We start from the raw sequence: 12,807 nt of genomic DNA, 5'->3' as shown, positions 1-12,807 counted from the left end.
GGCAGCGCCTGTAACTCTGGATCCTGACTTTCGTCAGGATGACGGAGCATGACGACAGCGACCAATAGAAGCGGAGCCGCCCCCGCCCTATCCCCGCCCCAAGCAAAGCTCCGGTTGCCCTTCGCGCGCGCTTCCCCCTAAAGCCCGGGACGATGGACCCGACGATCGACCCGCATCAGCATCCCTTCCGGATCGCCAATTTCCGCGCCTATTGGCTGTCCCGCTTCACCGGCACGATCGCGGTCAGCGCGATGTCGATCGTCATCGGGTGGCAGGTCTACAATCTCGCGCGCGAAACGATGGACATCCGCCAGGCCGCGTTCATGCTCGGGATGATCGGCTTTGCGCAGTTCGTCCCGCTGTTCCTGCTGACCCCGATCACCGGGCTCGTCGCGGACAGCTTCGACCGTCGCTGGATCGTGCGCGGCACCACGGGGCTGCTCGTGCTGACCGCGGCGACGCTCTGGCTGCTGACCTGGTCGGGCCATCTGACGCTCGGCGCGCTGTTCACCGCGGCGGTCGCGTTCGGCGTCGCGCGTGCGTTCTCGGGCCCGGCCTATTCCGCGCTCGCCCCCAATCTGGTCCCCCGCGCGGTCCTGCCGACCGCGATCGCGGTCAGCTCGATCGCGTGGCAGGTCGGCACGATCGCCGGGCCGAGCGTCGGCGGACTGCTCTACGCGATCCATCCCGAGGTCGCCTACGGCGTCGCGACGTTGCTGTTCCTCGTCGCGCTCGTCTTCATGTTCCTGATCGGCCCGGTAGCACAGCCCGCCGCGCAGACCGATCACCGCCCGCTGGCGCGGATCATCGAGGGCTTCACCTATGTCCGCCGCAACCGGCTCGTGCTCGCGACGATCACGCTCGACCTGTTCGCGGTGCTGCTGGCGGGCGCCACCTCGCTGCTGCCCGTCTATGCGCGCGACATCCTCCATGTCGGGTCGCAGGGTCTCGGCGTGCTCGCGGCGGGAATGGGGATCGGCGCCGCCGTCACCGCGATCTGGTTCTCGTTCCGGCCGATGAGCAGCAATGTCGGCGTGAAGATGCTGATCGCGGTCGTCGTGTTCGGCCTCGCGATCCTGACCTTCGGCGTCGCCACCCCGATCGTCGACCTGCTCGGCATCGCGCCCGGCACGATCGCCGGCATCCCCGTCCACCCCGCCTTCCTGCTCAGCCTCGTCGCGCTGATCGTCGCGGGCGGTGCCGACATGATCTCGGTCTATGTCCGCCAGTCACTGATCCAGCTTCACACCCCCGACGTCATGCGCGGCCGGGTCAGCGCGGTGTCGCAGCTGACGATCTCGGCATCGAACGAGCTCGGCGAGTTCGAGAGCGGCGTGATGGCGGCGATGCTCGGCCCGGTCGGTGCAGTGGTGTTCGGGGGCGTCGGTGCTATTGCCGTCACGATCGGCTGGGCGCGCCTGTTCCCGGAACTCGGACGCGCCAAGACCTTTGATCCGCCAGAGATACTAGAGACCGAACCCCAGCACGGAGAAGCCAAGCCATGAAGGCCCACACGATCCTCGACACGATCGGCAACACGCCGCACATCCGCCTGTCGAAGCTGTTCCCCGACTCCGAGGTCTGGGTGAAGTCCGAACGCTCGAACCCCGGCGGCTCGATCAAGGACCGGATCGCGCTCGCGATGATCGAGGCGGCAGAGGCGGATGGTCGCCTGAAGCCCGGCGGGACGATCATCGAACCGACCAGCGGCAACACCGGCGTCGGTCTCGCGATGGTCGCCGCGGTCAAGGGCTATAAGCTCGTGCTCGTCATGCCCGAGAGCATGAGCCTCGAACGCCGCCGCCTGATGCTCGCTTATGGTGCGACCTTCGATCTCACCCCGCGTGAAAAGGGGATGAAGGGCGCGATCGAGCGTGCGCGCGAACTCGTCGCGCAGACGCCCGGCGCGTGGATGCCGCAACAGTTCGAAAATCCTGCGAACATCGACGTGCATGTCCGTACGACGGCACAGGAAATCCTCAACGACTTCCGCGATTCTCCGATCGACGTGATCATCACCGGGGTCGGTACGGGCGGTCACATCACCGGCGTCGCACAGGCGCTCAAGGCCGAATGGCCATCGCTCAAGGTCTATGCGGTCGAACCCGCCGCGTCGCCCGTGATCGCGGGCGGCCAGCCCGGGCCGCATCCGATCCAGGGCATCGGCGCAGGCTTCATCCCCGCCAATCTCCACACCCAGGCGATCGACGGCGTGATCGAGGTCGATGCCGCGGTCGCCAAGGATATGGCGCGTCGCTCGGCGAGCGAGGAAGGCATATTGGTCGGGATCAGCTCGGGCGCGACGCTTGCGGCGATCCTGCAGAAGCTGCCCGACCTGCCCGACGACGTCCGCGTGCTGGGCTTCAACTACGACACCGGCGAGCGCTATCTGTCGGTGCCGGACTTCCTTCCGGAGCAGTGAAGACGATGATCGACGCGCGTGGCGACGCCGGCGCCCTACCGGACGCGCCCGGCGAAGAGACCACCGGGACCGGCACGCGCCGGTCGACGCTGGTCCGCGTGTCGGTACTGGCGATCGCCGCGGCGGCGATCGCGGTACCGTCGCTGGTCGTGTCGGACCCGCCCGCCGTCCGCAAGCGGGGGGTGCCGGTCATCCCCCGCCCCCGCGTGGTGCCGCAGGCGGAGCTGCCACAGGTTGAACCCGTCAAGTTCGTCGATCTCGCGCCCGAGGATGCGCGCGCGTTCAACGCGAGCGTCCCCTTCTCGACCGACCCCAACCCCGCCGCGCGGCCATTCCGCTTTGCCGGCGGGACCGCGGATCGCGCGCGCGCGACCGACTGCATGGCGGCGGGCATTCTCTACGAGGCGGGCGACGACACGCTCGGCGAACGCGCGGTGGCGCAGGTCGTGCTCAACCGGTTGCGGCACCCCGCCTTCCCCAAGACCGTCTGCGGCGTCGTCTTCGAGGGCGAGGCGCGCGAGACCGGCTGCCAGTTCAGTTTCAGCTGCGACGGCGCGCTGCGGCGGTGGTCGCCGAGCGACGACGCATGGCGGCGGGCGCGCGAGGTCGCTGCCGCCGCGCTCGCGGGATCGGTGTATCGCCCGGTCGGCTATGCCACGCATTACCATACCGACTGGGTCGTCCCCTATTGGCAGTCGAGCCTCGACAAGATCGTCGCGGTGAAGTCGCACCTGTTCTTCCGCTGGTCGGGCTGGTGGGGCACGCCCCCCGCGTTCCGCCGCCAACCCGAGGGCAGCGAACCCGTGATCACGCAGCTCGCGCAAATCTCCGACGCGCACCGCACCGGCGCCGCGCTCGAGCAGGCCGACGCAGCCCTCGCCGAGGCGTCGGCGGCGATGGGCTTCGTCTTCGAGGGCGACACCGCGGGCGCCGGTCCGGACGTCGCGGCCGCTTCGGCAGCGCCGACCCCCGCCGCCGACCGCGACACGCTGCTCGTCGTCTTCCCGCCGGGCACGCTGTCGGCGAGTTTCCAGACCGTTGCGGTCGAGGCCTGTGGCGACCGCGCCTTCTGCCGCTACATGGCATGGGCGGACCGCACCAAGGCCGCGACCAGCCTGCCGCTCACCCCCGCGCAGACGTCGGCGATGACGTTCAGCTATATGCGTGACCGGGCGAACAGTTACGAGAAGTCGCTGTGGAACTGCCAGCAGGTCCGCCGGACCGATCTGTCGCAGTGCATGCGGACTCAGCAGACGCTGCGTGCGGTCCCCGTCGCGGGCGACCCGCCATCCCCCGCGGCCGTACCGCCCCGCGACCTCGATGGCGTCCGTCGCAAGCCGGGCACTGCCGCCGCGTCGTCGGCGCCGTCGCCGACCGTCAAACCGGATCCGAAGACCGCGTCCTAACCACCTGCGAACCCGGCAGGATCTGGTCGGTATCACTTGCCCCAAAACGACAAAGGCCGCGTCCACCTCCCGGTAGACGCGGCCCCGTAGCGCGGTCGATCGCGTGGGCGATCAGTAGCGGTAGTGATCCGGCTTGAACGGGCCTTCGACGGGCACGCCGATATAACCGGCCTGCTTGTCCGACAGCTTCGACAGCTTCACGCCGAGCTTTTCGAGGTGCAGCGCTGCGACCTTCTCGTCGAGATGCTTCGGCAGGACGTACACTTCGTTCTTGTAGTTCTCGCCCTTCGTCCAGAGCTCGATCTGTGCGAGCGTCTGGTTGGTGAACGAGGCCGACATCACGAACGACGGGTGACCAGTCGCGCAACCCAGGTTCACGAGGCGACCCTTTGCGAGGATGATGATCTGCTTGCCGTCCGGGAACTTCACCAGGTCGGTGCCGGGCTTCACTTCGGTCCAGTCATAGTTCGACAGCGCGGCGATCTGGATCTCGGAGTCGAAGTGCCCGATGTTGCAGACGATCGACATCGGCTTCATCGCCTTCATGTGATCGGCGGTGATGACGTCGGCGTTGCCGGTCGCGGTGCAGAAGATGTCCGCGCGCTTCACGGCCTCTTCCATCGTCACGACCTCGAAGCCCTCCATCGCCGCCTGCAGTGCGCAGATCGGATCGACTTCGGTCACCATCACGCGCGCGCCGCCGTTGCGGAGCGACTGGGCCGAACCCTTGCCGACGTCACCGAAACCGGCGACGCAGGCGACCTTGCCCGCGAGCATGACGTCGGTCGCGCGACGGATCGCGTCGACCAGCGATTCCTTGCAGCCGTACAGATTGTCGAACTTCGACTTGGTGACCGAGTCGTTGACGTTGATCGCGGGGAACGGCAGCTCGCCCTTCTTGGCGATCTCGTACAGGCGGTGCACGCCCGTCGTTGTCTCTTCCGAGACGCCCTTCAGGTTCTTGACGGTCTCGGTGAGGTAGCCGGGGTTCTTTGCGACATACGCTTTCAGCGCACGCTGCATCTCGACCTCTTCCTCGTTCTCGGGCTCGGGCATCGTGTGGCCGGCTTCGAGCTTGGCGCCCCAGAGCGCGAACATCGTCGCGTCGCCGCCGTCATCGAGGATGATGTTCGCGGTCTGGCCTTCGACGTCGCGATCCCACGAGAAGATGTCGCCGACATAGTTCCAATAATCCGCGAGCGTCTCGCCCTTGATCGCGAACACCGGCACGCCCGTTGCGGCGATCGCGGCCGCGGCATGATCCTGCGTCGAGAAGATGTTGCACGTTGCCCAGCGGACGTCGGCGCCGAGCGCGGTCAGCGTCTCGATCAGCACCGCGGTCTGGATCGTCATGTGCAGCGAACCGGTGATGCGCGCGCCCTTGAGCGGCTGCGCTGCGCCGAATTCCTCGCGGAGCGCCATCAGGCCCGGCATTTCGGTTTCGGCGATGTTGATCTCGGCGCGGCCGAAATCGGCGAGGCTGAGGTCGGCGACGACGTAATCGGTCTTGCCGTCCGTCTTCTGGGGCGCGAGCGTGGTGGCCACGAGGATGTCTCCTGGAAATCTTTGATCGGCGAGCCTCATGCCCGTGCCGGATGCGCCGCCGCATAAAGGATCGAACGCGCCAAATCAAATATAAAGATATCTTTATATGACGCACGAAACCCCGACGACGGTCCTAAAGCACCCAAACTTTCCTCCCCCGCCAAGGAGAAGGATCCGGTCAGGCCCGCCCCGTCTCCGCCACCAGCAGCCGCGGATCGACCCCCGCCTTGGCGAACGCGCTCGTCCAGCGGTCCTTCGCTGCGGTCTCGAACAGCAGGTCGGTATCGCCTGCGACGTTGAACCAGCCGGGGCGGGACAGTTCGCCCTCGATCTGCCCGCCGTCCCAGCCCGCATAGCCCAGCGCGACCACCCACTGCGACGGCCCCTTGCCCTCGGCGATCGCGCGCAGCACGTCGACCGTACCCGACAACGCCCACAGCCCGGCGACGTCGATCGTATCCTGCCCGCCCCAGTCGCGTGAATGCACGACAAAGCCCCGCCGCGGCTCGACCGGTCCGCCGAAATGCACCGGTGCGTTCGGCGCGTCGCCCGGCGCGATCTCGAACTGCTCGAGCAAATCGTGGAAGCCCAGGCCGTCGATCGTCGCCCCCAGCCCGATCCCGATCGCACCCGTCGCATCGTGGCTGCACATCGCGATGACCGCGCGCGCGAACCGCGGGTCGCTCATGCCGGGCATCGCCAGCAGGAATTGTCCGGAAAGAAAGGCCGTCTTGTCCATGCTTTGTCACATAGCGACGCGGACCCCCAGCCGCCACGCTTGAAATCGCCATGCCGCCATCCGAGGTACGGGTCCGCTCCGAGACCTTCTCGCGACATCCAGGAGATTATCCATGACGATCAGCGTCGGCGACCGCCTTCCCAACACCAAATTCGTCAAGGCCACGGCCGATGGCCCCGATCAGATCGAGTCCGAGAGCTTCTTCGCAGGCCGCAAGGTCGCGCTGTTCGCCGTTCCCGGCGCGTTCACGCCGACCTGCTCGGCCAAGCATCTGCCGGGCTTCGTCGAGAAGGAAGCCGCGCTGAAGGCCAAGGGCGTCGACGAGATCGCCTGCACCTCGGTCAATGACGCGTTCGTGATGGACGCATGGGGCAAGTCCGCGGGCGCCGGCGACATCACGTTGCTCGCCGACGGCAATGGCGACTTCGCCAAGGCGATCGGCCTGACGATGGACGGCTCGGGCTTCGGCATGGGCACGCGCAGCCAGCGTTATTCGATGATCGTCAACGACGGCGTCGTCGAACAGCTCAACGTCGAGGCCCCGGGCGAGTTCAAGGTCAGCTCCGCCGAACACCTGCTCAGCGAGATCTGATCCGTTTCGATCCTCCCCCGCGAGGGGGAGGATTTGGCGTCGCCCGACGTCTTGCCTCCGTAACCTGCCCCGCGTAACACTGCGCGATGACAATCGCATCCGATCTGGTCGCAGAACTCGACCGCCTCTACCGCGCCTCCGTCGCGCGTCTTCAGTCCGCCATGAGCGCGTATATCGCCGACGGCACCGTGCCCGATCCGGCCAGCCGCAGCGACGGCGCGTTCGCCTATCCCGAGATCCGCCTGATCTACAAGGGTGGCGTCGACCGCCCCACGCCGCTGCGCTCGTTCGGGCGGATGGTGAGCCCCGGCGAATACCGGATCAGCGTCACCAAGCCCGCGATCTTCGCCGATTATCTGACCGAACAGCTCACTTTGCTGATCGAGGATTACGACGTCGACGTCGAGGCGGTCGAGGGGCGGCAGGAAATCCCCTTCCCCTATGTCATCGATCCCGGCCACGCGCTCAGCCTCGACGAGGTGTCCGCGACCGAGCTCGCCCGCTTCTTCCCCGCCACCGAGCTCGCGCATATCGGCGACGAGATCGCCGACGGCCTCTGGGTCGCGCAGGACGATATCCGCCCGCTCGCGCTGTTCGACGGGCTTCGCACCGATTTCAGCCTCGCGCGGCTGCGCCACTATATGGGCACGCCCGCCGAGCATGCGCAGCGCTTCGTATTGTTCACGAACTATCACCGCTATGTCGATGAATTCGTTCGCTGGGCGGGAACGCAGCTCGGGCCGAAACCGGATGGAACGCCAAGCCGCTTCACCAGCCTGTCGGGCGCGGGCGGGATCACGATCTCGTCGGGCGACGACATCGACAAGATCATCTCCGACAGCGCATGGCGCCGTCACCAGATGCCCGCCTATCACCTGATGGCGGACGATCGCACCGGCATCACGCTCGTCAACATCGGCGTCGGGCCATCCAACGCCAAGACGATCTGCGACCATCTCGCGGTGCTGCGTCCCGAGGCGTGGCTGATGATCGGGCATTGCGGCGGGCTGCGCCCCAGCCAGCGGATCGGCGACTATGTGCTCGCGCATGCCTATCTGCGCGACGACCACGTCCTCGACGACGTCCTTCCGCCCGAGATCCCCGTCCCCGCGATCGCCGAGGTCCAGGTCGCGATGGCGAAGGCCGCCGAGATCGTGTCGGGCCAGTCGGGCGAGGATCTCAAGCGTCGTCTTCGCACGGGCACGATCGTCACCACCGACGATCGCAACTGGGAATTGCGCTATTCGAAGTCCGCGCTGCGGTTCTCGCTCAGCCGCGCGGTCGGCATCGACATGGAATCGGCGACGATCGCCGCGCAGGGCTATCGCTTCCGCGTCCCCTACGGCACGCTGCTCTGCGTCTCGGACAAGCCGCTCCACGGCGAACTGAAGCTTCCCGGCCAGGCCAACCGCTTCTACGAACGCGCGATCAGCGAGCATTTACGGATCGGGATCGAGACGTGCGAACAATTGCGGCTCGAGGGCGCCAAGCTCCACAGCCGCAAGCTGCGCGCGTTCGACGAACCCCCGTTCCGCTGAGCCATGGCGTCATCGACGGAGCGGATCGGTGCGCAATGCGTTACGCATCCGGAATCATTTTTTCAGGGAGCATAGCCGTGGCTGACACCGATACCCCCGATACGGACGTCAAGAAGCCCGTGACGCGCCGCCGTGCCCCCCGCAAGACGGCGGCCCCGGCGGCCGGCAAGGTGGCACCCAAGGCGACGCCGAAACCCGCGACCGCGGCCAAGCCCGTCGCTGAAAAGCCCGTGGGTACCACGCCGCGCAAGCCCGCTGCCAAGCCCGCGCCAAAGCCGCGCTCGACGAAGCGCAGCACACCGCGGCCATCTTCGGCACGCAAGCCCATCGCGAAGTCGCCGATCGCCACCGCAACCGACAAGGTCGGCGGCAAATGGGGTGCGGCCGCGATCGCCGGCGGGGTCGCGATGATCGGCGCGGCCGCCGCGCTCCTCACGCTGCGCGGCAGCACGCCGAAGGACGCCCCGGCTCCGAAGGCCAAGGGCAAGGGCGCGCATCAGGCAGACGGCACCGATTCGTCGAAATCGTTCGAGTCCGGCATCGCCGACGCCGGCACGATCCCCGAATAATCGCCCCAGCGCTCCCGCGCTCACGGCAGCGAAGGCCGGCGCCCCCTCCGTCATCCTCACGCAAGTCAGGACCCAGAGCCAGGCACGCCGCCTTGGGCACGTCCGGATCCGCCGCCCTCCGTCACGACAACGGAATGACGACGAATCCGGCAAGCCCGGCCGCGACCACCGCTCACCAACCCGTAGGCTTGCCCTTGTTCTGCACGTCGAGCCACGTCTTGAGCGGCTTGAAATACTCGACCAGCGCCGCGCCCGACATCTCGCGGCTCCCGGTGAACACCTGCAGCGCATCGGGCCATGGCTTGGACTGCCCCATGCTCAGCATCGCGTTCAGCTTCGTGCCGACCGCCTTGTTGCCGTAGAACGAGCAGCGATGCAGCGGTCCCTTCCACCCCGACTGGTCGCACGCCGCCTTGTAGAACTGGAACTGCAGCACGCGCGCGAGGAAATAGCGCGTGTACGGCACCGCCGCCGGGATATGGTATTTCGCGCCCGCGTCGAACTTGGTCTCGTCGCGCGCGACCGGCGGCTTGATCCCCTGATATTGCAGCCGCATCTGGTCCCACGCCGCCTGATAGCCGGTCGTCGGGATCTGCCCCGAGAACACGCCCCAGCGCCATTTGTCGATCAGCAGCCCGAACGGCAGGAACGCGACCTTGTCCATCGCCTGACGCAGCAACAGGCCGATGTCCTTGTCCGCGCTCGGCACCTTGGCCTGGTCGAGCAACCCGATCTTCACGAGATAATCGGGCGTGATCGACAGCGCGACGGTGTCACCGATCGCCTCGTGGAACCCGTCATTCGCGCCGTTCTTGTACAGCATCGGCTGCGCCTTGTACGCGCGCTGATAGTAATTGTGGCCGAGCTCGTGGTGGATCGTGACGAAGTCGTCCGCATTCACCTTGGTGCACATCTTGATCCGGATATCGTCCAGATTGTCGATATCCCAGGCCGAGGCGTGACAGATCACGTCGCGATCCGCGGGCTTGGTGATCTGCGACCGCTTCCAGAATGTCTCGGGCAGCGGCGCGAAACCGAGCGACGAATAGAACCCCTCGCCCTGCTTGACCATCTTCACCGCGTCATAGCCCTTGGCCTTGAGCAGCTCGCCGGTATCGAAGCCCAGATCGCCCGCGCCCTTGGGAGCGACGATGTCGTAGATGTTGCCCCATTCCTGCGCCCACATGTTGCCGAGCAGGTCGCTGCGGATCGGGCCGGTCTTCGACTGGACCGCGTCGCCATATTTCTCGTTGAGCTTCCACCGCGTATAGGTGTGCAGCGCCATGTAGAGCGGCTCGACCTCTTTCCAGATCTTGTCGGTCAGCGCGGCGAACTGCTCGGGGCTCATGTCGTAGCCCGACCGCCAGAGCGCGCCGACATCCTTGTAGCCCAGCTCGCGCGCGCCCTCGTTCGAGATCGCGGTCATCTTGGCATAGTCGCCGCGCATCGGTGCGCCGACCGCGTCGTTCCAGCTCGTCCACATCTCCTGCAGCTTGGCGGGATCGCGGCTCTCGCCCATCGCCGCCTCGATGTCCGAGCCGTTGATCGGCTTGCCGTCGAGCGTCCCCATGCCCTTGCCGTAGGAGGACGACATCTTCGTCGTCAGCATCGACAGCTCGTCCGATGCGCCCGGCCGCGTCGGCGCGGGCAGCGTCAGCCCCCCACGGAGCAGGTCGAGCTTGCGCTTGGTGTCGACCGACAGCCCCGGGACAGTGGCGTATTTCGCCGCACCCAGCGCATATTTGACGCCGAGGTCGGTCATCTCCGCGCCCGACTTCGCCGCCAGCGCATCGGTATCGTCGGTGATGTAGGTCGCGTTCACCCACGCCACGCGCGACGCGTCGACCGACCGCGCGGCAAAGACCTTCTCCGCCTCGGCGACGAACGCATCCGCCTGCGCGGCGGTCGGGCTGGACGCGGCAGCGGCGGCCTGGGCACCCGCCACCGACGGCACGGCGCACAGCGCGCCGGCGAGAGCAAACATTGAAACGCTGAACCGAACCATCATCATCCCCTTATCGTGAGGCCCTGATGGATGATCCGCCGCCAGATGGTCAACCCGCGACCCGCCAACCCACTCGTCATCCTGACGAAAGTCAGGATCCAGAGCCAAGCCGTGCCGCCCCCCGTAACCCTGGGTCCTGCCGTTCGTCAGGATGACGGAAACTTAGCCCGCAAGGAAATCCGCGATCGCCTGGCCAAGCTCGGGCTTCACCACCGCGCTCATATGCCCGCCCGGCGTCGCGACATAACGGCCATGCGGCAGCACCGCGGCGAGGTCCGGCGCCGACCCGTTATCCGCGTCCTCCGCGCCGCAGACGACCAGCGCCGGCTGCTCGATCGCCTTGACCGCCTCGATCGGCGTGTCCGCGAATGTCTCGAGAATCCCGAGCAGCGCGACCGGATCACCGCCCGTGGTCTTGAGAAACGCCTCGGCCAGCCATTCAGGCGTACCCTGAACATGCTTGCCGAGATTACTGAGAATGTTACGGAAATGCCCTGCACGCCGCGACGTCTCGGTCAGCCCGGCGAGCCCCATCCCCGAAAAGATCACGCGCCTGGGGGTCGCGCCCGTCGCGAGCATCCGCGACGTCGTCCGCGCGCCGAGCGAATAGCCGCCAAGGTCATAGTCGGTGAGCCCGAGATGATCCACCAGCGCATGGCCGTCGAGCGTCAGCGCATCCGCGGGATAGAATTCCAGCCCGTGCGGCTTGCCGCTCTCGCCGTGCGCGCGCAGGTCGGGCATGATCACGCGGAACCCCTTGGCCGCGATCTTGGCGGCGTGGCCATAGCGGATCCAGTTGGTCTTCGCGTCGGAGAAATAGCCGTGGATCAGCACCACCGGCCGCCCCTCGCCGACCTCGCGCCACGCGATCCGCGTGCCGTCGAAGCTCTCGAAATACTGCGTCTCGGTCGGGGAATGTGCCACGGATCCAGATCCCTGTAGTCGTAGGATGTCGCCGCCCCCGTCCGACACACGCCCCCTTGCTGTCAACCGCCACGAAGACACGCGCTCCGAGGAATATCCGCGCCCCACCCCCACGTCATCCTGACGAAAGTCAGGACCCAGAGCCACGAACGCGGCGCCTGGTACCCTGGATCCTGACTTTCGTCAGGATGACGGGCGCGCATCGGCATCGCCCCGCCGCACCACGCCATCACAAAAAGGGGTAGTGTGACGCGCAAACTTCTCTAGCTATGGCGCAAGGATCGCGTCGGACGATTCACCGAGGATGCGCGAAGGGCCCGACCAAGGACCCGCAATGCCGCCATCTGCCGCCACCCTCCCCATAGCCACCCTTCCCTTGGGACGCCCGCACAGCATCGCGGAGGATTTCTATGCGCTCGTCATCGGCTGTATCCTGCTCGTGATCGGGCTGGTCTTCCTGAAGGCGGCGGGGCTCGTCACCGGGGGCGTTGCCGGGATCGCGCTGCTCCTGTCCTACCTGGTGCCCTTGCCGACGGGCGTGCTGTTCACGCTGATCAACCTGCCCTTCTTCCTGTTCGCGCATTACGCGATGGGCCGCCGCTTCGCGATCAAGACGATGCTGGTGAATGCAGGGATCGCCGCCTTCTCGACCTTTGCGGGCGGATCGATGCACGTCGACCAGATGCACCCGTTCTTCGCCGCGGTCGGCGGCGGCACGGTGATCGGGCTCGGCATCCTCGTCCTCGCGCGACATCAGGCCGGGGTCGGCGGCACCGGGGTCGTGACGCTCTGGCTACAGCGCACGCGCGGCTGGAATGCGGGCCGCACGCAGATCGCGCTCGACGTCGTGATCCTCGCTGCGGCGATCCCCGTCGTCAGCACGGGCCAGCTCGTCTGGTCGGTACTCAGCGCAGCGGCGATCAGCCTGATCCTGATCGCCTGGCACCGGCCGGGACGGTATATCGGGCACTAATCGCCGCCGACCCTCTCCGTCATCCCGGGCCCGACCCGGGACCCAGAGTATCAAGGGCGACATCTATGGCCCTGGGTCCCGGGTCGAGCCCGGG

At 66.9% G+C, this 12,807-nt stretch carries 11 protein-coding genes; 7 read left to right on the top strand and 4 right to left on the bottom strand.

Translation table 11 applies throughout. The features are described from left to right. Positions 1 to 152: 152 nt before the first annotated feature. Genes AC0CH3_RS14440 through AC0CH3_RS14430 form a run of 3 tightly spaced genes read left to right on the top strand, consistent with a single transcriptional unit; the run spans position 153 to position 3,828 of the window. Complete coding sequence (locus AC0CH3_RS14440) at positions 153 to 1,505, top strand: MFS transporter (RefSeq protein ID WP_333996848.1); 1,353 nt, start codon at positions 153 to 155, stop codon at positions 1,503 to 1,505. Then, on the top strand, positions 1,502 to 2,422 hold the full coding sequence (gene cysK, locus AC0CH3_RS14435; RefSeq protein WP_056024711.1) for a cysteine synthase A: 921 nt from the start codon (positions 1,502 to 1,504) through the stop codon (positions 2,420 to 2,422). The genes AC0CH3_RS14440 and cysK overlap by 4 nt, the downstream gene beginning before the upstream one ends. A gap of 5 nt (positions 2,423 to 2,427) precedes the next feature. Next, positions 2,428 to 3,828 carry a cell wall hydrolase gene (locus tag AC0CH3_RS14430; RefSeq protein WP_354304182.1) on the top strand — a complete coding sequence of 467 codons (1,401 nt, stop codon included), beginning with the start codon at positions 2,428 to 2,430 and terminating at the stop codon, positions 3,826 to 3,828. 111 nt (positions 3,829 to 3,939) lie between these two features. Here the strand turns inward: AC0CH3_RS14430 and ahcY are convergent, their stop codons facing one another. After that, complete coding sequence (gene ahcY / locus AC0CH3_RS14425) at positions 3,940 to 5,373, bottom strand: adenosylhomocysteinase (RefSeq protein WP_354304184.1); 1,434 nt, start codon at positions 5,371 to 5,373, stop codon at positions 3,940 to 3,942. A 178-nt stretch (positions 5,374 to 5,551) separates the two neighbouring features. Next, positions 5,552 to 6,112, bottom strand: coding sequence for a YqgE/AlgH family protein (locus AC0CH3_RS14420; RefSeq protein WP_056024705.1), 561 nt, complete (start codon positions 6,110 to 6,112; stop codon positions 5,552 to 5,554). 112 nt (positions 6,113 to 6,224) lie between these two features. Between AC0CH3_RS14420 and AC0CH3_RS14415 the strand changes: the two genes are divergently transcribed. The 3 genes from AC0CH3_RS14415 (at position 6,225) to AC0CH3_RS14405 (ending at position 8,811) form a co-directional block, all read left to right on the top strand. After that, on the top strand, positions 6,225 to 6,704 hold the full coding sequence (locus tag AC0CH3_RS14415) for a peroxiredoxin (RefSeq protein ID WP_056024702.1): 480 nt from the start codon (positions 6,225 to 6,227) through the stop codon (positions 6,702 to 6,704). A gap of 86 nt (positions 6,705 to 6,790) precedes the next feature. After that, positions 6,791 to 8,242 (top strand): AMP nucleosidase, encoded by a 1,452-nt coding sequence (locus AC0CH3_RS14410; RefSeq protein WP_354304186.1) that lies wholly within the window; start codon positions 6,791 to 6,793, stop codon positions 8,240 to 8,242. Between the two features lie 77 nt (positions 8,243 to 8,319). Further along, a complete protein-coding gene (locus AC0CH3_RS14405) occupies positions 8,320 to 8,811 on the top strand; it encodes a hypothetical protein (RefSeq protein WP_354304188.1) in 492 nt (163 codons plus the stop codon). A gap of 172 nt (positions 8,812 to 8,983) precedes the next feature. On the opposite strand, the gene AC0CH3_RS14400 is transcribed toward AC0CH3_RS14405, so the two are convergent. Continuing rightward, entirely contained in the window at positions 8,984 to 10,816 is a 1,833-nt protein-coding gene (locus AC0CH3_RS14400; protein WP_465238014.1) for a M2 family metallopeptidase, read from the bottom strand. Positions 10,817 to 10,978: 162 nt separating this feature from the next. After that, entirely contained in the window at positions 10,979 to 11,740 is a 762-nt protein-coding gene (locus AC0CH3_RS14395) for an alpha/beta fold hydrolase (RefSeq protein WP_457326395.1), read from the bottom strand. A 334-nt stretch (positions 11,741 to 12,074) separates the two neighbouring features. Between AC0CH3_RS14395 and AC0CH3_RS14390 the strand changes: the two genes are divergently transcribed. Further along, the gene (locus tag AC0CH3_RS14390; RefSeq protein ID WP_465238013.1) at positions 12,075 to 12,713 is read left to right on the top strand and encodes a YitT family protein; all 639 of its coding nucleotides are present in this window, start codon (positions 12,075 to 12,077) and stop codon (positions 12,711 to 12,713) included. Positions 12,714 to 12,807: the final 94 nt, after the last annotated feature.

Source organism: Sphingomonas sp. AC449 (genome assembly GCF_979253475.1).
Note: the sequence above shows the minus strand (reverse complement) of the source record. Positions and strands in the feature narration are given on the sequence as shown.

Excerpts from the sequence above, each read along its gene's own strand:
- AC0CH3_RS14440 (WP_333996848.1), top strand. The coding sequence starts at position 153 with ATGGACCCGACGATCGACCCGCATCAGCATCCCTTCCGGATCGCCAAT.
- cysK (WP_056024711.1), top strand. The coding sequence starts at position 1,502 with ATGAAGGCCCACACGATCCTCGACACGATCGGCAACACGCCGCACATC.
- AC0CH3_RS14430 (WP_354304182.1), top strand. The coding sequence starts at position 2,428 with ATGATCGACGCGCGTGGCGACGCCGGCGCCCTACCGGACGCGCCCGGC.
- AC0CH3_RS14420 (WP_056024705.1), bottom strand. The coding sequence starts at position 6,112 with ATGGACAAGACGGCCTTTCTTTCCGGACAATTCCTGCTGGCGATGCCC.
- AC0CH3_RS14415 (WP_056024702.1), top strand. The coding sequence starts at position 6,225 with ATGACGATCAGCGTCGGCGACCGCCTTCCCAACACCAAATTCGTCAAG.
- AC0CH3_RS14410 (WP_354304186.1), top strand. The coding sequence starts at position 6,791 with ATGACAATCGCATCCGATCTGGTCGCAGAACTCGACCGCCTCTACCGC.
- AC0CH3_RS14400 (WP_465238014.1), bottom strand. The coding sequence starts at position 10,816 with ATGGTTCGGTTCAGCGTTTCAATGTTTGCTCTCGCCGGCGCGCTGTGC.
- AC0CH3_RS14390 (WP_465238013.1), top strand. The coding sequence starts at position 12,075 with ATGCCGCCATCTGCCGCCACCCTCCCCATAGCCACCCTTCCCTTGGGA.